Here is a 20,566-nt window from a genome sequence, read left to right as displayed (position 1 = left end):
GGGGGCGCCTAGCCCGCTGCGGTCGCTCAAAGATTACTGAGCTAATTTTTCTGGCGCTGCCCGCTGACACGGTGCGACCCTGGGGTGCATAATGGACGACCTTCAACGACGCGCGGATGCTTTCGCCGCCCTCGCCGACCCCGGACGTCTTCAGATCATCGACCTGCTGTCCATCGGCGACATGTCGTCGAGCGAGATCGCGGCAGCCCTGGGCATGAAGTCGAATCTCGTCGCCTTCCACGCCAACGTTCTGGAATCCCGCGGTATCGCGCGACGTGTCCGATCAGAGTCCGACGGTCGTCGCAGTTACCTCCAGCTCATCCCGGAAGCGTTCTCGGCGCTCGCCCTGGGACCTCGGAGAGTGGAAGGCCGGGTGGTCTTCGTGTGCACCGCCAACTCCGCGCGCTCGCAGCTCGCACAGGCCATCTGGACTACGCACAGCTCCATCCCGGCCGCGTCCGCGGGCACCCGTCCCGCCGATCGGGTGAATCCCGGTGCGGTGGCCGCCGCCGCTCGCCACGGCATCCCGCTCGAGGCCGATGCGACCCCGCGTTCGTTTGACGAGGTTGCGCGTCCCGGCGACTTCCTCATCAGCGTCTGCGACCATGCCCACGAACGGATGCGGGGGCGAGACGACGTGCACTGGTCCATTCGCGATCCCGCAAGAACGGGCAGCATCGAAGCCTTCGACGAGACGGTGGCCGAGCTCCGCTCGCGCATCGCCCGCGTCGCTCCCCAACTCACGGCGGCGTAGACCGGACGCGGTCGGTTTCCGCTCAGGGAGCTGAGCGATCGAACCTCGCGGGCCAGCCGTGCGCCGCACCTCGAATGATCGCCACCCAGCCCCCGAGGAAGAGCGTGATGCCGGCGACGAGCCCCACAGCGGGCAAGAGCGGCTCCAGCGCGGGCATGGGTCGCGGGGTCGGTTCCGAGAACATCGGCACGTAGCTGAACCACGTCCCGAGCACTTGTCCCGTCATCCCGAGCAGAGTCACCCCGGTCGTGACGCCGAGCACGGTACCCGCCACGAGAGCGAACACCCCGCCGGCGATCAGAGACAGGGCAAGACGACGAGGCGAACTGATCATCCGAACCCCCTCCGCCGCATCGTTCGATGATCCTCGCACACGGCCCGCAGCGCGAGGCCGCGACCGGCACGGTTCCGCGCTCAGAAGCGGTGCGGCGAGGAGAGCGCCACGGCCGTCACCCCGAGCACGATGAGTGCGCTCGCACCGGTCATGACGCTCGCGAGCACCGGGCGTTTGCGGCGCGCCCGTGCAGCAGGGCGAGGTACGCACCGACAGCCAGCAGCAGCCAGACGACCAGCGCGGCAACCCCGCCCCCAATCGATAAAGGGCACGGTGGCTGGGTAGCGCCCGACCCGCGGGGCTGTCAGCATCTGCACTATGGCAACCCCACCCAAGCGGCCGAACGTTCTGATCGGGCTGGGAGTGGCGTTCCTGGTACTCAGTTTGATCGCACTACCCGTGCTCCTAGGAGACCCCACCGGGACCACTGGGCGCGGCCTACCGATGTGGTTTGCGATACCCGCGTTGGCGGTCGGCGGTATCGGCTTCATCATCTACGGGGCTTACTGGCGCTCGCGAAACAGCGGGGGCGCATCCGCTCGCAATGACCGAGAGAGATGACGGTGGGTAGTGCACAACCAATTGGTTTCGCAGCATGCCTCCGCGCATTTGAGCGTTCTGAGCACCGAAGTGGAGACTCAGATAGGACGTTCAGCGGCCCATGATCGATCGTGTCCCCCTGCACCGTGTCACGTTCGGATGATCGTGATGAGCTCGCTTCGCGTGATTCCGGCGGCAGCGTTCGTTCCGCAGGATCAATCTTCTTTCTAGGTCGGTGTATCCGGTCGTCGCGCATGCTCTCATCCTGCGCCCCGGAGATCAGGACGCGACAGCTGCGTCGGTCTTGTCTTTGGCGAGCTGGCTGATGCGGGCGGGGCTGACGCCGAGAAGCACCGCGGCGTCGGAGACCGTGACGCCATGCGCGCGAAGTTCGCGCACGACCGTGCGAGCCTGGCGCGCTGCAGCGACCTGACGCTCCTGCGCCGCCGCCGTGGCCTCCCGCGCCTCCTTGACGCGAACCGAAACGCCAGTCCCGAGATCAGGGATGAGGTTCACCTGCACATCGCTGTGGTCGACGCCGGGGGCGAGGGTGTCGAGGTAGTCGCGGACCTGCTGCTCCGCACGGTCGAGAGTGCGCACCTGAGTCACAGGGTCGCCGTCGATTGCGAGTTCCCATCCGCCGTCCCAGCGGGTGGCCGTGACATCGATCATCGTCATCGGTCCTGTCCCTTCACTTCCTCGATGGCCGCCAGCGCCTTCCGCGTCAATCCTGGCGACACCTCTCGTGTCTGCGTGATGATGACGGGGCGCGACAGCCCCGGTGCCGACCACTTCTCGTGATCGCCCTTCCCCTGCTCCGAGTCGAATCCGGCATCCCGAAGCAACCTGACCAGGTCGCGGTACTTCATCGGCTTGACCATGATCGCACTGTAGGGCCCCTTAATACATGGCTAAAGGGGGAGTAAATTATGCGCCTGCACGGCTTGCCTCGCACGCACTCGCCGCAGCCCCCGCGCCACGCGGATACTCACGCCGGCCCAGACGTGAGCACGGCAACCATGCGCTGCGCCGAATCCACCCGCGGCTTCATCTGCACGGGAGACGACCCGGATCCGGCCCGGGCGAGGAACCACACGCGATGCCTCGGACGCCTCACGACGACGCGAGCGCCTCCACCGCCCCCTCCGGCAGCACGACCCACCCCTCCCGCCGGGCGATGTCGAGAACCTCGGATGCCGGAGGCTCGAACGCCCCGAGCGCACCGGCGCGCGTCGCCAGAGCGGCAACCACGGCATCGAAGGCGTCGGCGTTCGCGACCGCGAGCGGGGCGAAGCCGCCGAGATCGAGCCACGGGGCGCGCGCGGACAGCGTGTCGAGGAGAACGGCCCGGCGCTCGGCATCCACCCGGTATCCGGTCGTGTCGAAGCCCCACAGACGCAGCGAGCCGCCGGGGTACACCTCGAACAGGCGCCCCTCGGCCGCTCGGTCGACGGGGAACCCCGACTCGGCGAGCCGCCGAAGAAGCCCCGCGCACCGCAGCGCCGTGACACCCAGGCGATCGGTCGAGACACTGAGCGGCCAGCGTCCGATGCGCTCGCGCACCACGTGGTCGGTGCGGCGGTAGACGAGCGGGCGACGCCAGTCGGCTCCGCCGTCCACGAGCTCCAGGGCGGAGCCGGAGTGGTGCGCGCGCACGAAGTCGACGAACGCGTCGGGCCAGCCGAGCGGGCAGTCGACACCGAGCCACACCGCATCTCCGGAGACGGATGCCACGATCGTGGCGTCATCGACCCCGGTCTCCAGCCGCGTGAGCCGGGCGCCACCGTCGGCCCAGACGAGCTCGGCGAGTGCGGTACCGGGCACGCCCGCGGCCAGGTCGACGCCGATCGTTCTCACCCGCGCAGCCTACGGCCCAGCATCACGGGTGGCTCGCCCGCCCGCGCGGAATACCGTCGACGACGCCGTCGTTCTCGCCGGTGTGACTTCGCACGCCGCCGCCCTCGATCGCGCGCTCGCGTCGCTCGAGATCCGCGCCGACCACGCGCGGCGCTCGACACTCGAGGCGGGCGAACGTCTGACGGTCCCGCCCGGCGAGGCGACACTGCTCTTCGTGCGCGCGGGAGAGATCACCGGCGACATCGGCGAGAATCTCGGCTGCTCGATCGACGCCGGATCGGGTGAGGCGGCGACCCTGCGCGGCCGTCGCACGCTCCTCGCGGGCGACGCTCTCGTCTCGCTCGGGTGCCAGCACCTCGCGCTCACGTCGCAGTCCGGGGCCGAGGTCACCGTCATCTCCGTGAGAGTGGCACGCACCCTCCTCTCCGGCGCGCTCCCGGGCGTCGTCTTCGTCAACGACTTCGCGCGCGCCGAGCCGGCCGCGGCGGCCCTCGCCGCCCACCTCGGCCAGTCCCCCCGCCCCGGCGACACGACCATCTGCCACATCATGGTGCGCACGGTGGTCCTCGCGGCGATCCGCGCGTGGGCCTTCGCCGATGCGAACGCCGCGTGGCCACCGCGCTCGGAGGATCCGTTCCTGGATCGTGCCGCCGCCGCAATCGTCGCGGACCCCGGTCACTCCTGGACCACCGACGAACTCGCCGGTCTCGCCGCGATGTCGCGCTCGGTGTTCGCCGAGCGGTTCCGCGAGGCCTTCGGCCGCTCCCCCGGCGGCTACGTCACCGACGCGCGCGTGCACCGCGCCAAGGAGCTCCTCGAAGCCGGCGAGTCCGTGTCCGAGGTGTCGCGGACCCTGGGCTACGCCTCCGATGAGGGATTCCGCCGCGCGTTCCGCCGCGTCACGGGCGTGGCGCCCTCGCGATGGCGCGCCTCCGCGGAGCCGGTCCCGATCGCGCGCCGCTGAGCCGCGACGGCCGGGACCGAACCGCCGCGGCTGGGCCGCGCGCAACGCGGGCACGCTCAGCGCGAGCGCGGAACCCGCAGCGACACCCCGAACAGCACGGCGCCGACGACGAGGAGCGCCGCGCCCACGGCATCCGTGACGACGATGCCGACCCCGTCGACCAGCAGACCACCGATACCGGCGGCCGCGACGATCGCGAGCTGGAAGCCCGTGACCACGAGGCTGCCGCCCGCCTCGAGTCGGTCCGGCATCCGGTGTCCGACCCAGGTGTTGACGATGATCAGCCACGACGCGAAGAGGAAGCCCCACGCGAACACCGCCGCGGCGACCGCCGCGAATCCGGGGAGCGAGAGCACCACGACGATCGACGCCGCGATCGCGAGCGGACCGACGACGGACAGGATGCCGAACGCCCGGTCGACCACGATCCCGATGACGATGTTGCCGATGAGCCCGCCGGCGCCGAACAGCGTCAGGAGGAGGACCACCGTTGCGGCATCCACCTCGGGGAGGCGCTCCAGCGCGAGCCGCACGTAGGTGTAGGCGAGGAAGTGCCCGAGCACGATGAAGACGTGGCCGACGAGCCCGAGCGTGGCTCCGGGCCGGCGGAGCGTGTCGACGAGGAGTCGGATGCTGGATGCGGCGGCCGCCGGCACCGGTGGGAGGGAGAGACGCACGGCCACCCCGACGAGCGCGGAGGCGAGCCCGACGACGAGGAACGCCAGACGCCAGTCGAGGGCCTCGCTCAGAAGGACGCCGAGGGGGACTCCCGCGACCGTGGCCAGCGACAGACCGGCGGAGGTGAACATCACGGCACGACCGATGCGATCGGGCGCCGACAGCGAGGCGGCGACCGTGATCGACATCGACCAGAAGGTCGAGATCGCCGTTCCGAGGAGGAAGCGCGCGACGAGGATCGTGACGAAGTGGGGAGCGACCGCCACCGCGAGGCTAGACACCGCGGCCGCCGCCGCCGCGATCACGAGCAGCGTGCGGCGGTCCATCCGCGGGAAGATCAGCCCGACGGTGGGCGCCATCAGCAACCCGGCGAGCGCGGTGACGGTGACCGTCTGCCCGGCCTGGCCGGGAGTGATGCCGAGGCCCGCGGCCATCTCGGTGAGGACACCGTTGGGGAGGAACTCGGCGGTGACGAGCAGGAAGCTCATCAACATCAGGACGACGAGCCCGCCGTATCTCATGCGGGCGACGGGAGCGACGGGGACGGGGGCGGTCATGGTCATGGCTCGATGCTCGCAACGGCGCATTCCGCGCGCCCGACCGATCGTCCGGGGCACCCCACCGTTCGTCCGAGCGCGATCGTCGCGGCGCAAGCGGTCGCCCTCACCCGCCGGACCTGCGAGGATCACCCCATGGCAGACGACGACCTTCCCGACTCCTTCGAGCCGGGCCTTCGCGTGCCTCCGCGGCCCCAGCCGCCCGCGCCGCCCGTTCCGAAGGGCGACCTCCGGGTGGCCTCGATCATCGCGATCGTCACCGGGAGCATCGTCATCGCGTGGCACATCTTCCTGGTCTCGGTCAGCGCCATCGCCGACTTCGATCAGTTCGTGTGGGTGCAGCTCGGCATCTGGGCGCTCGCCCTCGTGTCGTTGGTCACTGGCATCCTGAGCCTGAACGCCCGCATGGCGCGCGAACTCGCCGCGGCCGGGTTCATCGCGGGCGTGGCCGCGGCCCTGCTGTCACTGGGCATCGGCTTCTTCAGCGGCGCCGACTTCCTTCCCTGACGCCCTCCCGGCCCGGATGCGTCAGCCGGCGCATTCCTCACTGAGCTCGGTGAGGGCCCACGAGCTCGCGGTGCGCTCGAGGTGCACCGTTCCGCAGTCGCCGTTGGCATACGTCACCTGCAGCATCGCGTCGTCGGCGGTCTCGGACTCGACGTCGACGGTCACATCGGCGGGGAGGCCCGCCGCCGCATAGAGGGCCGAGCTCTGCCGGATGAGGCTGGCGCAATCATCGATGTCCATGCCGGTCGCGGCTTCGTACTCGGCGATCATCCGCTGCTGGAGGGGGTCGGTCAGCGCGCCGCACGCGGCGACGGTGTCGGCGGAACGCACCGCCGTCCACCAGGTCTGGAACGCCGCGACCGGGCCGTCCGCCGGCACCGGCGACGCGGTGGCGACGGGACTGGCATCCGCCGTTGCGGCCGTCGTCTCGGACGGCTCGTCGGATGCCGAGGACCCGGTGCACCCGGTGAGGGCGAGACCGGCAGCGAGCAGGGTGATGACCAGCGCGTGGGGGGATCGCATCCCTCCATTGTGGTCGAGGTGGGAGCCGTCGTCACGTCCCCGCGGTCCCCGCGGGGCCGGTGCCTCGATGATGCCCCGACCCCTGCCCAAGGTCCGTGAGCTTGCCAAAGGGGCCGGGACCAGCCGCGAGACCCCGTACCGTCCCGCGGATTCCGTCCCCGACACGCCGCCCCGGACCGGCCCCCACCCGCGTGTCGCCAACCGACTCCGCCTGACGGCACACCCCGCAGACACCGCCGCGACCACGCGCCCAAGTCACACCGCCCGCACCGCGGGCCCCACGTACCGCGCCGACGGCCGGATGATCTTCGGGTCGCACGCCTGCTCGAGCACGTGCGCGGTCCAGCCGATCGTGCGCGCGAGCGCGAAAGTGGGCGTGAACAGGTCGCGCGGGATCCCGCACTGCTCCATGACAACGGCCGCGTAGAACTCGACGTTCGCGTGCAACGGGCGATCGGGGCGACGGGCCGCCAGCTGCCGTTCGGCCTCTGCCTGGAAAGCGAGCGCTTGGGCGACCCGGTCACCGCCCAGCCCCCGCGCGACCTCGCGCAGCAGCTCCGAGCGTGGATCGGCCGTGCGATAGACGGCGTGCCCGAACCCCATGAGCCGGCGCCCCGCGGCGAGTTCCCCCGCGATCCAGCGCGCCGGATCGTCCCCCGCGCGGTCGAGGCTGTCGAGTGCCCGCGCCGGCGCGCCCCCGTGCAGCGGCCCCGACAGCGCGCCGACCGCACCGGTGAGGCAGGATGCCATGTCCGCCCCGGTCGACGCGATGACCCGGGCCGTGAACGTCGAGGCGTTGAAGCCGTGGTCCATGGCCGCGATGAGGTACGCCGACAGCGCGCGCTCGTGGGCGGCGTCGGGCGCGACGCCGGTGACCCGTTCGAGGTAGTCGGCGACCACGCTTCCCCCGCTCGCGGAGACCCCGCCTGCCAGGGCGGCCGGTGCCATCGCCGCGTAGGCGATCGCCTCGCCGAGCCGGTCCTCCTCGCCGAGGTCATACAGCGCAGGCGAACGACGATCGGATGCCGCGAGCGTCCAGACCGCGCGGAGGCGCGCGAGCGGCTGGTCGGTCTGGTCCGCGACCGCGGCGAGGAGTTCCGGCATCCGAGGATCCGTGAGGGTGTCCGCGATGCGTTCGGCGAAGGCGGCGGATGCCGCGGCGTCGGGGAGGTCACCCACGACGAGCAGATGCCAGACGTCTTCGAAGGATCGCTTGCGGGCGAGCTCGACGGCCGAGTGGCCGCGGTACTGGTAGTACCCGGCTTCGCCGTTGACGTCACTGATGGCGGTCTCGGCGGCGACGACGCCGTTGAGTCCGCGGGGCACATCGATCAGGTCGCTCATGCGTTCAGTGTGCGAACATGACGCAGACAGCGTCAACGTTGATCGGATCAATATGGCATCCTCGCTCCCCCGTCTCACCGCCGCCCAGGTGGCCGCCCGCCTCGGTGTCAAGCCGCAGACCGTGTACGCGTACGTGTCGCGGGGTCTGCTCCGACGCGACCGCGACGCGCACGGCTCGACCTTCGACGCGCTCGAGGTCGAGGCCTTCGCCGGAGCGCGCCGTCGCACGGCACCGGCGGCCGTCCACCCGACCACCGGGATGCCGCTCGCCGTCGTCCACACCGACATCGCCGACATCGAGGACGGCGAACTGCTGTACCGCGGCCGCCGCGCCCGGGACCTCACCGACCGTCCGTTCGCCGAGGTCGTGGAGTGGCTGTGGGACGCCGAGCGCGTCGACGCTCCCGACCCCGCGATCGGCAGTGCGCGCGAGATGGTCGCGGCCCTTCCTCCGCACGCCGGCGCCATGGACCGCCTTCGCGCGGCCCTCACCGGCTTCGCCGCCGACGACCCCCTGCGCCACGATGCCTCGTCGGCCACGCTGCACCGTATCGGGTGGACCCTGCTCACCGGCCTGCCCGTCGCGCTCGGCGGCGACCCGCACGGCGACATCGCTCGCTCGCTCGTGAGCGCGTGGCGCGCGCCCGCCGACGAGGCGACCGTCGCCGCCGTGAATGCGGCGCTGATCCTCTTGATCGACCACGACCTCGCCGTGTCCACCTTCGCCGCGCGCGTCGCCGCGTCGGCGCGGGCCGACGGGTACGCCGCGGTGAGCGCCGCGCTGGGCGCCGCAGACTCCCCGCTGCACATCTCGGCGGCGGCGCGGACCGCGCGCCTCTTCGCGCGCGTGCGGCGGGGCCTCGAACCCGAGCGGGCGCTGACCGAAACGCTGCAGGACGGCAACGGCATCCCGGGCTTCGGCCACCCGCTCTATCCCGGGATCGACGATCGGGCCGACGCCCTGTTCTCGTTCGTCGAGCGCCTCCCCGACGGAGAGGCGACGATGGATGCCGTGCGCCGCCTCAGCGACGTCGTCGCCGACCGCACGCGCCTGCGGCCGAACGTGGATCTCGCGCTGGCGGCGTTGGCATCCGGGGCCCGCCTTCCCGACGACGCGGCGAGCACGATCTTCGTCGTGGGGCGCCTCGCGGGCTGGATCGCGCACATCCGGGCCGAGTACGCCGAGCAGGCGATGCGGTTGCGCCCGCGGGGCGAGTACGTGGGGCGTTGAGGCGCCCGGTTCGGACGAATTCGCTCGAGTGAAGAGGTGAAGATCGCCCCTCCCCACCTCGACCGCGCCATGTGCCTGGCTAGGTTGCCAGCATGATGTACAACGTCCTCGAAGCGCGGAACAGTCTGTCGAAGCTGATCGCCGACGTCGAATCAGGGATCGAGGTGACGATCGCTCGCCGCGGGGTTCCGGTCGCGCGACTCGTCCCGGTCGATGCCGCACCGCAACGCCCGCGAAACGCCTTCGCGACGTGGCTCCAGGAGCACCCGCTCGCACCCGAGCGGGCTCGGCCCGCCCACGAGATCGAGGCGATCATCGCCGAGAACCGGGCTGCGGGGGCGTGATCTACGTCGACAGCTGTCTGGTCATCTACGCCGTGGAGCGCGACGACCACATCGGTGATCGGGCGCGCAGCGCGCTCGCCACCGCGGAGGCGAGCGTCGCGACGAGTCCTCTTGCGGTGCTCGAATCTCTGGTCAAGCCGATGAGAGACGGCGATGCCGACGCGCAGCTGCGCATGTGGAGCGCGTTCGATGCCTTCGAGTTGTTGCTCGCGGAGCCGGACGCCTACCTCGATGCGGCGTTGCTTCGCGCCCGTCATCCACGTCTCTCGACGGCGGATGCCCTCCATCTCGGGATCGCTCGGCAGTCGGGCTGCACGGCGTTCTGGACGAACGACGCGCGGCTGCACGCGGCATCCGGTGGCCTCGCGGTCGATGTGATCGGGCGAGGCTAGTGGCTCACCGGTTCTCCCACCCGCGCGCCATCTCGACCACCGCGGCGACGGCGGCCTCGGTATCGGCGGGCGACCCACCGGCACGACCCGCGATGAGCCCCGCGACGAACGCGCTCAGCGGCGCCGCCGGGCGCGCCACGCCGTTCGCGACGTCGCGCGCGAGGTCGAGGATCAGCGAGATCGGGATGTCGCCCTCGCTCAGGCCGAAACGCTCGGCGAGAGCGGCACTCCAGTCGTTCAGGGCCTCGGGCGGCAGGGTGCGGGATTCGGTCATGGCTCCTCCTCGGGCTGCTCGAAGATCGTCCCACGTGTCGACGTCGCGCGTCAGGGCCGGGTCGACGGCGACCGGCTCGACGCGGAGTCCGCCGAGCAGCGCCCGCATCGAGGCATCCCGTCCTCGGCCGAGGAGACCGGATGCCGCCGCCCGCAGTGCCGCGGTCCGGTAGCGGCCGATGAGCCACTGGCGTCGACCGTCATCGAGGCACGCCCCGTCGACGCCCGTCGGCAGCGGATCGGGCAGCGCGGCGACGGCCGGGATCGCGGTCGGCAGATCGCAGGCGAGCACGAACACGTCGGCGGCGTCCACGTGCGGGAGAGCGGCCACGATCGCGGCGACCGGCCCACCGAAAGGCGGGTCTTCGCGCGCCCACCGGACGGGGAGGTCGTCGTCGAGTCGCGGTCCGACGACCACGACCCTTCGCGCGCCGCGCGCGCGGACAGCGTCGTATCCCGCGCGCAGGAGCGTCCGGCCATCGACCTCGAAGAGCGGCTTGGCGGCGCCGTCCACGCGCGACGCGCGGCCCCCGGCCAGCAGGATCGCGTCGACGCTCACCGCAGGGTCCGCCCACGCAGGGCCCGGCACCGCACGGTCCGTCATCGCAGGGCCCGTCTCTGCAGGGCCCGTCACCGCAGGGCCCTCACCGCAGGGTCCGCCCACGCAGGGCCCGTCACCACCGGGCCCGTCACCACCGGGTCACCGTCACGAGGTCGCCGGCCACGAGGTCGCGGTCGCTCGGCGGGATGATCGCGAGGCCGTCGGCTTCGCCGAGCCCCCGGGTTCCGTGCGCCGTCGGCAGGGCCGTCCAACGGGCGGGATCGGAACGGTCGAGGCGCACCGGCACGTACTGCACGCGCTCCGGTCGGGCGCGGCGATCCGCTGCGAGCGCGACGCGCAGCGTCTCGCGGCCGAGGTCGGCCTCACCCTCGAGGGCGCCGAGCGCAGGTCGCACGAACAGCTCGAAAGACACCGCGGCGCTCACGGGGTTGCCGGGCAGACCGAACAGAAGGGTGCCCGAGGGCGTGCTCCCGAAGCCCTGCGGCTTGCCCGGCTGCATCCGTACGCGGTCGAAGCGCATCAGGTCGCCGAGCGTGTTCTTCACGACCTCGTAGGCTCCCGCGCTCACCCCGCCCGAGAACACGACGACGTCGGCCCCGGCGCCTTCCGCGGCGGCGATGGCGTCGCGCGGTCCGTCGCCCTCGTCGCCGACGCTCGTGCGCAGCACGATCTCGGCCCCGGCCTCTTCCGCGAGACCGGCGAGGAGCACGCTGTTCGACTCGGGGATCTGCCCGCGACGCAGCGGCTCCCCGGCCGGCCGCAGCTCGGAGCCGGTCGAGACCACCGCCACGCGCGGGGCAGGCGACACCGAGACCGTCCCGACACCCGCGGCGGCGATCGCACCGAGTCGAGCGGCGGTCAGTCGGATGCCGTCCGCGACGACGAGGTCGCCTTCTCGCACATCAGAGCCGCGGCGGCGGATGTGAGCTCCGGGGCCGCGCGGGGCGGCGAGGACCGTGACGTCCCCGAGTCCGCCGGCGAGCCCGCGTTCGGTGTCTTCGAACGGGACGACCGCGGTGGCGTCGGTCGGCACGGGCGCACCCGTCATGATGCGCGCGGCTTCGCCGGCATCCATCCTCGGATCGTCCTGCGTGCCCGCGGGGAGGTCGGCGATCACGCGCAGCGTGGCCGGGCCGGTGACCTCGCGTACCGCGAAGCCGTCCATCGCGGAGCTGTCGAATCCGGGTACGTCGACCCTGGCGAGAACAGGATGCCGCAGCACCCGGCCCCGCGCCTCCGCCACACCGCGCGGCTCGGGCTCGAGAGGTCGAACGGCCGCGAGGATCGCCGCGAGGTGTTCGGCGACGTCGATCACGCGGTCGATCCGAGGCGAGCGAGGGGCATGGACCCAGCGTAGGCGCGGGTCAGAGGTCGAAGCGATGCGGGATCGCGCCGTCGCCGTCGCGATACGGCGCGAACCCCATCGCCGTGTAGTAGGCGAGCCCGGGAGCATTGTCAGCCCCGATGGTGGCATCGATGTGGCGCAGACCCGCGGCTTGGGCTGCGGCCAGCGATCGCGCGAAGAGGCTGCGTCCGATGCCGCTGCGGCCCACCTCGGGGTGGATGTGGGTGCCGATGATCCCCCAGCCCTCCTCGACACCGTAGGGGTTGCCTTCCCAGGCGCGCTTGAGCGATTGGAAGCCCACAACCACGCCGTCACGATCGGCGACGGTGCAGGAGATCGTGTGCTCGGCGTCGAAGTAGCGCTCCTCGACCAGGGCGGCATCGACCGGCGAGGGCCGGAGGCCCGCGCGGTGGATCGCGTTCTGCACCTCGACCATCGCGTCGACATCGGCGGGTCGCGCTTCGCGGAACTCGATCATGCGGCCATCCTCCCAGCCCCTCCCGACATCGGCGGTGACCTCAGGGGGACGTGCGGCGCCGAGATTCCCGGCCGCGGGTCGGTAGGCGCCGGGGAAAGGCAGTGCGCCGCGGCGGGGCGGGCGGTGCCCAACGGAGGAGCGGGGACGAGCGGAGGCCCCGCGAGCGGTGCCACGTCCTCCCCTCGCCACATCTCCTCCCCTCGCCCCGGCCCCTCACCCCAAGCCGCCCCCGCAACCCCGCCGGGGTCCCCCGCACCCGGCGCTACCGTGGCCGAATGGACGACCTGACCTACGACGAGGTCGGCGCGACGGCCGGAGAGATGCCGCAGGGCTACCACCACGTCCGCGCGCAGCGCGTGATCGGCAACGGTCCCGAGGTCTTCGCGCGCGCCGCCGATGCCCTCCTGGCGGGCGAGGCCCAGCGCCGTGCCGGGGCGCGGGTCGAGATGCCGCGGACGCCGCTGCGCGAGGGCGACCGTGTGACGATGCGGTTGGGGCTCGGCATCCTGAGCTTCCGGATCCCGTGCCTCATCGTGTGGGCCGAGCGCACCGCGACGACCGCGGGCTTCGCGTACGGCACGCTGCCCGGGCACCCCGAACGCGGCGAGGAACGCTTCACGCTCACGCTGCTGCCCTCGGGCGCCGTGGTGTTCGAGATCGCCGCGTTCTCGAAGCCGGGTCGCTGGTTCACCCGGGTCGCCGCCCCGCTCGGTCGTGCCGTGCAGGCGTGGATGACGCGGCGGTACCTCCGCGCGCTCGACGCGCGCTGAGACGGGCGAAACTCCTGAGATTCGGGCCCGCCCGGCCTCGACTCCGGCGCCGCGGGGCGCGGCATCCGATCGCGCGCGAAGAATCTCAGGAGTTTCGCCCGCGCGCGGACGCTTATCCCACTCCCGGACCGCTTTGGCAACGCCCTGGACCTCTTCTCGACACTTCTCGACCCTGGCGAAGCGCTTCTCGATGCCGGGGGCGCAGGCGAGAGGAGACACCCATGAACGACGACGCCACCGCCCCCGACCTGGCGCACCGGTGACCCTCTCGACCGCCCCGACCACCGTCGACTCGAAGAAGCCCCGCCGCCAGAAGGTCAAATACAACCGCCGCGAAGCGATCGCGGGCTACCTCTTCATGTCGCCGTGGATCCTCGGGTTCCTGATCTTCACGGCCGGGGCGATGATCTACAGCCTCGTCATCTCGTTCTCGAGCTACAACCTCGCCACCGGCTCCGCGCGACCGGTCGGGGCGACCAACTACGCGCAGCTGTTCGAGGACCCGCGGGTCGCCGTCTCCCTCGGCAACACGCTCTTCTACGCCGTCATGGCCGTCCCGCTCGAGATCGCCTTCGCGCTGTTCCTCGCTCTGCTGCTGAGCCGTGTCGGTCGCGGAGCCGGGATCTTCCGCACGCTCTACTACCTGCCCAAGATGACTCCGGCCGTGGCCACGGCGGCGGTGTTCTTCCTCCTCCTCAACGGCAACTCCGGCGCGATCAATCAGGCGCTCGGGGCCGTCGGCATCCAGGGTCCGCAGTGGCTGGTCGACCCGGCCTGGGTGAAGCCGAGCATCGTGATCATGGCGCTCTGGACGGTCAGCGGCACGATGGTGATCTTCCTCGCCGCGATCAAGAACGTGCCCGTCGATCTGTATGAGGTCGCGCAGATCGACGGCGCGGGGCCGATCCGCCGGTTCTTCTCGATCACGCTGCCCATGATCTCGGGGGCGATGTTCTTCAACGTCATCGTGCTCACGATCGCGGCGTTCCAGGTGTTCGACCAGGCCTACCTGCTGTTCTGGCGCGATCAGAGCAACGCCTCCCCCGAGGCATCCCTCTTCTACGCGATCTACCTCTTCCAGCAGGCGTTCCGGCAGTTCAACTTCGGCTTCGCCGCGGCGATGGCGTGGCTGCTCTTCGTGATCATCCTGCTCATCACGCTCGTGCAGGTGCGGCTGGGCAACCGCTTCGTCTACTACGAGGGGGACCGCTGATGGCCACCACGCTGCAGACCCCCGGTATCGCGCAGGCGCGTCCCGAACTGGTCGTCCCGCCGCGCAGACGCTGGCGCCGCGCGCTCAGCCGCCCGAAGACCCTTGCCGGCCGGGTGATCCTCGCGGCGGTCCTGGTGCTGTTCGCGCTGCTGTTCCTCTACCCCTTCGCGTGGCTGCTCGCGGCGAGCCTCAAGCCACGCGGCGAGGTGTTCGACAACGCCCTCATCCCGAAGACGTTCCTTCCCGGCAACTACGCGGAGGTGTGGAACCAGCTGCCGCTGCTCAACTGGATGTTCAACAGCGTCGCGATCGCGCTCCTCGCCGCGACCATCGTCGCGATCATGAGTTCGATCGTCGCCTTCGGTTTCGCGTACTTCCGCTTCCCCGGCCGGGGGCTGCTCTTCGGCCTGGTGCTGGCGACCATGATGCTGCCGGGCGCCGTGACGATGATCCCGATCTACCTCATCTGGAAAGAGACCGGGCTGCTCGGCACGTGGGTGCCGCTGTGGGGCATGAACCTGTTCGGCAGCGCCTTCTACATCTTCCTTCAGCGGCAGTTCTTCCTCGGCGTTCCGCGCGAGCTGTTCGAGGCGGCGCGCCTCGACGGCTGCAGTGCGTGGGGGCTGTTTTGGCGGATCGCGATGCCGCTGTCGATCCCGTCGTTCGTGATCGTGTTCCTCTTCGAGTTCCAGGCGAGTTGGAACAACCTGCAGGCGGCGCTCATCTACCTCAACGCCGGCAGCGTCGAGGACTTCACCGCCCCGCTCGGCATCGCCTACGCGATGACGAAGTACAGCCCGAGCGCCGGCGGTCAGGGCGACTACCAGTACGTGATGGTCGCCTCGCTCCTCGTGACGCTTCCGATGCTCATCCTCTTCGCCTTCGGCCAGCGGTACTTCATCGAGGGCGTCGCCACCCAGGGCCGCAAAGGCTGACCATCCCCCCTGTCCGGAAAGGACCCCCTCATGCGAAAGCGTTCCCTCGCCGGTGTCGCCGCGTTCGCGGCATCCGCTCTCCTTCTCACCTCCTGCAGCGGCGGCTCGGACGACCCCGCCGCCGACGTCGACTTCTCGTCCCCGCCGTCCGGCACGCTCGCCGCCTGGGGCTTCGAGAATGCCGACGACGTCGGTCAGTCGCGTCTCGATTACGCGGCCGAGAAGCTCGGCGATGTCGAGGTGACCCTGGATGCCACGGCCTTCGACGCCCAGAAGTTCACGACGCGCATCGCCGGCGGCAACGTCCCCGACGTCGTGCAGATGGACCGGCGTTATGTCACCACATATGCCGCCCAGGGACTCCTCATGCCGCTCGACGCATGCTTCGAGGCCAAGGGCGTGAATCCGACCGAACGCTGGTATCAGAACGTCGTCGACGACGTGACGTATCAGGATGCCGTATACGCGGTGTCGCAGTTCTACCAGCCGCCCGCGATCCTGCTGAACATGAACGTGCTGAACGAAGCGGGCGTGACGCCCGAGGACTTCGACACCTCGAACATGGACGGCCTGCTCGCCGCCGTCGAGAAGATGTACCAGGGCTCGGGGAACACTCCGACGCGACTCGGCTTCGACCCGGTCGCGACCGGCCAGGGCGGCCTCTGGGTGCTGGGCATGGGCGGACAGCTCACGGACGCCGAGGGCAAGCCGACCCTGGACGATCCGGCGAACGCGGCCGGCATCGACGCCCTCAAGCGCATCACCGACGCTCAGGGCGGCTATGCCGCGGTGAAGAGCTTCACCGACGCGTTCGACACCTTCGGCGACGCGAACCAGTTCGTGACGAACAAGGTCGGCGCGCAGGTCGCGAACCAGTGGTACCCGAACGTCCTCAGCGCTTACCGCGACCAGATCTCGTTGCAGGCAGTTCCGTTCCGGGATGCCGACGGCCAGCCGTTCTCGGTCGCCTCCGGCACCGCGTTCGTGATTCCCGCCGGGGCGAAGAACCCGGCCGCCGCCTGTCAGTGGATGACCGACCTCACCTCGACCGACGCCTGGATGGCGGCCGGGGCGGCCCGCGCGGAGACCATCGAGAGCAAGGGCGGTCTCAACACGGGGTTGTTCACCGGCTCCCCCGAGGCCGACGAGATGATCCGCTCGCAGTACGTCACGCCGACCGGCGATGCCGGCTTCGACCAGGTCATCTCGACGTACTACGACGTGGTCGCCTCCGGTCGCTCGTTCGGTTCCTCGCCCGCCGGGCAGGACATCCAGAACGAGCTGAACAACGCCATCACCGCCGTGCTCCTCGGCGACAAGACGACCGAGCAGGCGCTGGCCGACGCGCAAGCCGCCGCGCAGCGCGCGTACGACAACGCGACAGCGGGCTGACGCTCGGAGCACCCGTGCGAAACTCCTGACTTCCGCTCGGCGAGCGGCGGGACAGACCGGAAGTCCGGTCTCGAAACGGACCGGTCCTCCGGATTCTCAGGAGTTTCGCACGGGTGCCCGCGAGGCCCGCATCGAGGCTGTTGATGGCCGAGACCCGCCTCAGAACCTCAGGGTCGCGGCTTCTCGTCCTCCACGAGCGACTGAACCTCGTCCGTCGCCGGCGTCTTTTCGTCGCCCCGAACCTCGTCGGCGGCGATCGCGATGTCGATCGCGGCGTCTTCGAGAGCCTCGGCGACGACGTCGCTCACGTCGGCGCGGTCGGCGGCGGGCTCGGAGGGCGCTCCGGCGGGCTCGGCGAGCGCTCCGGCGGGCTCGGCGGGGGCTCCCGCGGGCTGGGTGGGCACTCCCCCGGGCCCGGAGAGGGCTCCCGTGGGCTCGATGGCGGCTTCCGTGGGCTCAGCAGAGGCGGTGGACGAGGCGGCGGCGGTGTGCGCGTCCGTGGCGGCAGGCTCGGGCTCGAGACCCTCTGTCACCCGGTCGGCCGCATCGACGTCGGCGCGCGCGTCGTCGACCGCGACCCGCTCCCGGGCGGCCTTCACCGTCTCGTCCACGGCTGCCGCGGCGCCGGCGGCGACGTCCTTGGTCTTGGCGACCGCGGCGTCGACCGTCTCCGCGGCGCTGGCGGCGATGTCCTTCGACGCGGCCACCGCGCTCTCGGTCGCCGCCGAGGCGCGGGCTCTCACGTCGTCGACCGCCTCGGAGGCGCGGGTCACGGCGGCATCCGTCCGCTCTCGAACGGAGGCGGCCGTCTCCCGGGCGCGGGCGGCGACGGCATCCGCCTTCTCCTCCGCCTCGGTGACGACGTCACGGTCGAACGGACCGAAGACACCGGTCACGATGACGTCGACGTCGACCTGACCGCGGCCGAGCGGCTCGAGGGCCGTCCGCACGGCCGATCGCACCGCGCCCGAGACCTCGCGCAGGTTATGCGGGTAGTCCACGACGAGCGAGATGGTCGCCGTGACCGAGTCGGCGCGGTCGGTGTCGATCTTGACTCCGGGAACCCTGCTCGCGAGGCCGACTCGTTCGCGCACGGCATCCGAGGCCCGTCCGAGCAGGCTGCCGAGGGCGTGTACGCCGTCGACCGCCGCGGCGGCGGTAGCCGCGCGTCCGGCCGCCGCGTCGAGGGTGGGTGTGTCGATGCTGGTCATGACGACTCCTCGTGGGATCAGTGCACGCGGGTGTTGTCGCGCGCGAGCTTGGCGCGCAGACCCGAGTGGATGGAGATGTAGGCGCGCAGGTTCTGCCCGGTGAGGGCGGCGAGGTTGGTCACGAGCGTGTCGATGTGCTCGGCCACCTGACGCGGAGAGGTGTTCTGGCGCGGCGTGACCGCGACGTGGAGCACCGACTCGCGCTGGATCTCGCCGGCGCTGATGCGCGAGGAGAGGATCTCGTCGCGCTCCGCGAGCGCGTTCTTGAGCGCTTCGGCGGCGAATCCGTCGGTGACGGTGATGCGTCCCTCGGCGCTGTCGCTACCGGTCGACTGCAGGGGGGCCTGACGACGACCGCGGACGGCGGCGGAGGCGATCACGATGAGCACGAGCGCCAGCACGACGAAGGCGGCGACGGCGCCCCACCCGGCGGACTCACGACCGAGGGACTCGAGCCAGCCCTGGAAGCCGCCCATGACGGTGGTCCACGTGTCGGCTCCACCGGGGAGCAGCGCCACGGCGAGCGCGAGGGCGCCTGCCGCCAGCAGGACGACGCCGACGAGGAAGAGGACGAGGCGGTTGAGACCGCGGCGCGTGGCGTTCATCAGGACTCCTTGGTGTCGGGGCGCTGCACGCGCACGTGCGTGCGTACGGCGGGCGAGAGCTTGTAGGTGGCGATCTCGTCGTCGACGATGCGGCGCATCTGCGCCTCGTCGACAGGGATGCCGACGGGCGGGCGCACGGTGACGTCGACGGTGCGGTGGGCGACGCCCACGACGATGTCGTCACGGGCGATGCCGGATTCGTTGCTGAGGTGCTGGGCGAGAGCCGAGGCCACCACGCCGTTGTCGACGACGACGGCCCGCTCTCCCCATGCCATCTCGTGACGCGACAGGCGTCCGGGCTTGAGGGCGAGCACGAGCACGACGAGCCCGAGCAGGGCGAGCACGATTCCGCCGACGATGAAGGCGACGGGCTGGAGCGCGGCCGGAGCCGCGACAACGGCGTTGAGAGCGGCGCCGGGGCCGACGAGCAGCGGCGGCTGCCCGAGGAGGGCGAGGACGATCTCGACCGCGGCGTACGCCAGCGCGAGCAGCGCGAGGACGACCACGACGAGCATCGCCACGGTGCGCGGGGAGTGCGTCTCGCGACGCACGACGGTGCGGAGCACGGTATCGGTCATCACAGCACTCGCTTTCGCTGGGGGACGCTGGCGCCCGAGATGGTCAGATCGACCCGCGAGACGTCGCGTCCGAAGAGGTGTGTCAGGCGCGACCGCAGGGCGGTCTGCGCGGTACGCGCCGCCTCGAGGACGGGAGTCGCCGCGCCGACCGCGGCGGTGTCGTCGAGGCGCGGCACGGGGAACGGCGTGGTGACGCGGACGACGGCGGTGTCGCGGGCCGAGACGATCTCGACGCGGACGTTCTTGGCATCCACCCCGATGATGTCGGCCGCGGCGCGCTCCGCCGTCTTCTGAAGAACACGGTCGGCGACGTTCACGCGGCCCGCGGGGAGGCCGGGGTCGGCAACCGTGGTGCGGCTGCCGACCCCGGGGGAAGCGGTGACGGTGGTCACGATGTGCTCCGACCCTTGAAGGCGTTGACGATGTTGCCGAAATCGATCTCGCCGGCGGTGATGCGTGCGACGACGATTCCGATGGCCATGAACAGGGCGACGAGGATGAATCCCCAGAAGCCGAAGATCAGGGCGCTGAGAGCGAGGACGAGCCCGACGAGCGCGCCCTTCGTGGTGGCGCTCACTGGACGCGCTTCTCGTTGGCGTCGTCGTCGTTGTCGTCGCCCGGGATGTGGACGTCGTTCACGTCGACGTTGACCTCGACGACCTCGAGGCCGACGAGACGGTTGATCGCACCGGCCACGCGACCGCGGACCTGGTCGGCGACCTCCTGGATGGGGGCGCCGTACTCGACGACGATCGTGATGTCGGCGGCGGCCTGGGTCTCGCCCACCTCGACCTTGACGCCCTGCGTCAGGTCGGTGGCGTTGATCGCATCGCGGATGGCGCCGAGGGCGCGGGCTCCGCCGCCACCGAGGGCGTACACGCCGGCGACCTCACGCGCGGCGATGCCGGCGACCTTGGCGACGACGCCGTCGGCGATCGTCGTCTTGCCCTCGGTGGGGGTCTCCGAGCCGCGGGCGTTGAGGGGGCGGTTGACGCGCGACGCCGCCTGCGGGACGTTCTGCGCGGCGGGGGTGGTGGGGGCCTCGGTAGCCATGTCGGTGCCTTTCACGTGTGGTGCCCGGCGGGGCCGGGGTAAGCGATTTGGCCTACGTGGATAAGACGTACCGGGTGTGGGAAACGTCACGCGGGGATTGAAAAAAGTTCGAGATTCTGTATTCGCA

26 protein-coding genes are annotated in these 20,566 nt (G+C 71.0%); 10 read left to right on the top strand and 16 right to left on the bottom strand.

Annotated features, from left to right (window positions below; all coding sequences use genetic code 11):
* Positions 1 to 91: 91 nt before the first annotated feature.
* Entirely contained in the window at positions 92 to 754 is a 663-nt protein-coding gene (locus tag ACMW4R_RS03865; RefSeq protein ID WP_418299198.1) for an ArsR family transcriptional regulator, read from the top strand.
* Positions 755 to 776: 22 nt separating this feature from the next.
* Here the strand turns inward: ACMW4R_RS03865 and ACMW4R_RS03860 are convergent, their stop codons facing one another.
* From ACMW4R_RS03860 to ACMW4R_RS03845, 4 genes are all read right to left on the bottom strand, one after another.
* Entirely contained in the window at positions 777 to 1,088 is a 312-nt protein-coding gene (locus tag ACMW4R_RS03860) for a hypothetical protein (RefSeq protein WP_058614827.1), read from the bottom strand.
* Between the two features lie 819 nt (positions 1,089 to 1,907).
* Positions 1,908 to 2,306, bottom strand: coding sequence for an antitoxin HicB (locus ACMW4R_RS03855; protein WP_058595306.1), 399 nt, complete (start codon positions 2,304 to 2,306; stop codon positions 1,908 to 1,910).
* Positions 2,303 to 2,509 (bottom strand): type II toxin-antitoxin system HicA family toxin, encoded by a 207-nt coding sequence (locus tag ACMW4R_RS03850; RefSeq protein WP_058595305.1) that lies wholly within the window; start codon positions 2,507 to 2,509, stop codon positions 2,303 to 2,305. The genes ACMW4R_RS03855 and ACMW4R_RS03850 overlap by 4 nt, the downstream gene beginning before the upstream one ends.
* 232 nt (positions 2,510 to 2,741) lie before the next feature.
* Positions 2,742 to 3,485 carry a DUF429 domain-containing protein gene (locus tag ACMW4R_RS03845; RefSeq protein WP_418299197.1) on the bottom strand — a complete coding sequence of 248 codons (744 nt, stop codon included), beginning with the start codon at positions 3,483 to 3,485 and terminating at the stop codon, positions 2,742 to 2,744.
* 28 nt (positions 3,486 to 3,513) lie between these two features.
* Between ACMW4R_RS03845 and ACMW4R_RS03840 the strand changes: the two genes are divergently transcribed.
* Positions 3,514 to 4,449: a helix-turn-helix transcriptional regulator gene (locus ACMW4R_RS03840; RefSeq protein ID WP_418299196.1), complete on the top strand. Its 936-nt coding sequence runs from the start codon at positions 3,514 to 3,516 to the stop codon at positions 4,447 to 4,449.
* Between the two features lie 56 nt (positions 4,450 to 4,505).
* Here ACMW4R_RS03840 and ACMW4R_RS03835 read toward each other — a convergent pair whose 3' ends face one another.
* Positions 4,506 to 5,690 carry an MFS transporter gene (locus ACMW4R_RS03835; protein WP_418299195.1) on the bottom strand — a complete coding sequence of 395 codons (1,185 nt, stop codon included), beginning with the start codon at positions 5,688 to 5,690 and terminating at the stop codon, positions 4,506 to 4,508.
* A 129-nt stretch (positions 5,691 to 5,819) separates the two neighbouring features.
* On the opposite strand from ACMW4R_RS03835, the gene ACMW4R_RS03830 reads away from it, so the two are divergent.
* Positions 5,820 to 6,191, top strand: coding sequence for a hypothetical protein (locus ACMW4R_RS03830; protein ID WP_153003261.1), 372 nt, complete (start codon positions 5,820 to 5,822; stop codon positions 6,189 to 6,191).
* A gap of 21 nt (positions 6,192 to 6,212) precedes the next feature.
* On the opposite strand, the gene ACMW4R_RS03825 is transcribed toward ACMW4R_RS03830, so the two are convergent.
* Positions 6,213 to 6,713, bottom strand: coding sequence for a hypothetical protein (locus ACMW4R_RS03825; RefSeq protein WP_418299194.1), 501 nt, complete (start codon positions 6,711 to 6,713; stop codon positions 6,213 to 6,215).
* Positions 6,714 to 6,968: 255 nt separating this feature from the next.
* Entirely contained in the window at positions 6,969 to 8,057 is a 1,089-nt protein-coding gene (locus tag ACMW4R_RS03820) for a citrate/2-methylcitrate synthase (RefSeq protein WP_418299193.1), read from the bottom strand.
* Positions 8,058 to 8,109: 52 nt separating this feature from the next.
* Between ACMW4R_RS03820 and ACMW4R_RS03815 the strand changes: the two genes are divergently transcribed.
* The 3 genes from ACMW4R_RS03815 (at position 8,110) to ACMW4R_RS03805 (ending at position 10,024) form a co-directional block, all read left to right on the top strand.
* Entirely contained in the window at positions 8,110 to 9,288 is a 1,179-nt protein-coding gene (locus tag ACMW4R_RS03815; protein ID WP_418299192.1) for a citrate synthase, read from the top strand.
* Between the two features lie 92 nt (positions 9,289 to 9,380).
* Entirely contained in the window at positions 9,381 to 9,632 is a 252-nt protein-coding gene (locus ACMW4R_RS03810; RefSeq protein ID WP_363335927.1) for a type II toxin-antitoxin system Phd/YefM family antitoxin, read from the top strand.
* Entirely contained in the window at positions 9,629 to 10,024 is a 396-nt protein-coding gene (locus ACMW4R_RS03805; protein ID WP_058613583.1) for a type II toxin-antitoxin system VapC family toxin, read from the top strand. The genes ACMW4R_RS03810 and ACMW4R_RS03805 overlap by 4 nt, the downstream gene beginning before the upstream one ends.
* A gap of 4 nt (positions 10,025 to 10,028) precedes the next feature.
* Here the strand turns inward: ACMW4R_RS03805 and ACMW4R_RS03800 are convergent, their stop codons facing one another.
* The 3 genes from ACMW4R_RS03800 to ACMW4R_RS03790 form a co-directional block, all read right to left on the bottom strand.
* Entirely contained in the window at positions 10,029 to 10,856 is an 828-nt protein-coding gene (locus tag ACMW4R_RS03800) for a DUF6457 domain-containing protein (protein WP_418299191.1), read from the bottom strand.
* A 130-nt stretch (positions 10,857 to 10,986) separates the two neighbouring features.
* Entirely contained in the window at positions 10,987 to 12,174 is a 1,188-nt protein-coding gene (glp, locus tag ACMW4R_RS03795; protein ID WP_058627280.1) for a gephyrin-like molybdotransferase Glp, read from the bottom strand.
* Positions 12,175 to 12,223: 49 nt separating this feature from the next.
* The gene (locus ACMW4R_RS03790) at positions 12,224 to 12,682 is read right to left on the bottom strand and encodes a GNAT family N-acetyltransferase (RefSeq protein ID WP_193754906.1); all 459 of its coding nucleotides are present in this window, start codon (positions 12,680 to 12,682) and stop codon (positions 12,224 to 12,226) included.
* Between the two features lie 275 nt (positions 12,683 to 12,957).
* On the opposite strand from ACMW4R_RS03790, the gene ACMW4R_RS03785 reads away from it, so the two are divergent.
* The 4 genes from ACMW4R_RS03785 to ACMW4R_RS03770 all read left to right on the top strand — a co-directional run bounded on the left by ACMW4R_RS03785 (position 12,958) and on the right by ACMW4R_RS03770 (position 16,992).
* Positions 12,958 to 13,452: a DUF1990 family protein gene (locus tag ACMW4R_RS03785; RefSeq protein ID WP_418299190.1), complete on the top strand. Its 495-nt coding sequence runs from the start codon at positions 12,958 to 12,960 to the stop codon at positions 13,450 to 13,452.
* Positions 13,453 to 13,810: 358 nt separating this feature from the next.
* A complete protein-coding gene (locus tag ACMW4R_RS03780) occupies positions 13,811 to 14,665 on the top strand; it encodes a carbohydrate ABC transporter permease (RefSeq protein ID WP_418299885.1) in 855 nt (284 codons plus the stop codon).
* Positions 14,665 to 15,600 (top strand): carbohydrate ABC transporter permease, encoded by a 936-nt coding sequence (locus ACMW4R_RS03775; protein WP_418299189.1) that lies wholly within the window; start codon positions 14,665 to 14,667, stop codon positions 15,598 to 15,600. Before ACMW4R_RS03780 ends, ACMW4R_RS03775 begins: the two co-directional genes overlap by 1 nt.
* Before the next feature lie 30 nt (positions 15,601 to 15,630).
* On the top strand, positions 15,631 to 16,992 hold the full coding sequence (locus ACMW4R_RS03770) for an ABC transporter substrate-binding protein (protein ID WP_418299188.1): 1,362 nt from the start codon (positions 15,631 to 15,633) through the stop codon (positions 16,990 to 16,992).
* Between the two features lie 167 nt (positions 16,993 to 17,159).
* Here the strand turns inward: ACMW4R_RS03770 and ACMW4R_RS03765 are convergent, their stop codons facing one another.
* Genes ACMW4R_RS03765 through ACMW4R_RS03740 form a run of 6 tightly spaced genes read right to left on the bottom strand, consistent with a single transcriptional unit; the run spans position 17,160 to position 20,439 of the window.
* On the bottom strand, positions 17,160 to 18,203 hold the full coding sequence (locus ACMW4R_RS03765; protein ID WP_418299187.1) for an Asp23/Gls24 family envelope stress response protein: 1,044 nt from the start codon (positions 18,201 to 18,203) through the stop codon (positions 17,160 to 17,162).
* 17 nt (positions 18,204 to 18,220) lie between these two features.
* Entirely contained in the window at positions 18,221 to 18,808 is a 588-nt protein-coding gene (locus ACMW4R_RS03760) for a hypothetical protein (RefSeq protein WP_418299186.1), read from the bottom strand.
* On the bottom strand, positions 18,808 to 19,386 hold the full coding sequence (locus ACMW4R_RS03755) for a DNA/RNA endonuclease G (RefSeq protein ID WP_418299185.1): 579 nt from the start codon (positions 19,384 to 19,386) through the stop codon (positions 18,808 to 18,810). The genes ACMW4R_RS03760 and ACMW4R_RS03755 overlap by 1 nt, the downstream gene beginning before the upstream one ends.
* Positions 19,386 to 19,778, bottom strand: coding sequence for a hypothetical protein (locus ACMW4R_RS03750; protein WP_418299184.1), 393 nt, complete (start codon positions 19,776 to 19,778; stop codon positions 19,386 to 19,388). The genes ACMW4R_RS03755 and ACMW4R_RS03750 overlap by 1 nt, the downstream gene beginning before the upstream one ends.
* Complete coding sequence (locus ACMW4R_RS03745; RefSeq protein WP_055832192.1) at positions 19,775 to 19,963, bottom strand: DUF2273 domain-containing protein; 189 nt, start codon at positions 19,961 to 19,963, stop codon at positions 19,775 to 19,777. Before ACMW4R_RS03745 ends, ACMW4R_RS03750 begins: the two co-directional genes overlap by 4 nt.
* Entirely contained in the window at positions 19,960 to 20,439 is a 480-nt protein-coding gene (locus ACMW4R_RS03740) for an Asp23/Gls24 family envelope stress response protein (protein WP_058613261.1), read from the bottom strand. Before ACMW4R_RS03740 ends, ACMW4R_RS03745 begins: the two co-directional genes overlap by 4 nt.
* Positions 20,440 to 20,566: the final 127 nt, after the last annotated feature.

It is taken from the genome of Microbacterium sp. S1037 (assembly GCF_048381605.1).
GTDB lineage: Bacteria > Actinomycetota > Actinomycetes > Actinomycetales > Microbacteriaceae > Microbacterium > Microbacterium testaceum_B.
The sequence above is the reverse complement of the archived record's forward strand: the minus strand, read 5'-3'. Positions and strand labels throughout refer to the sequence as shown.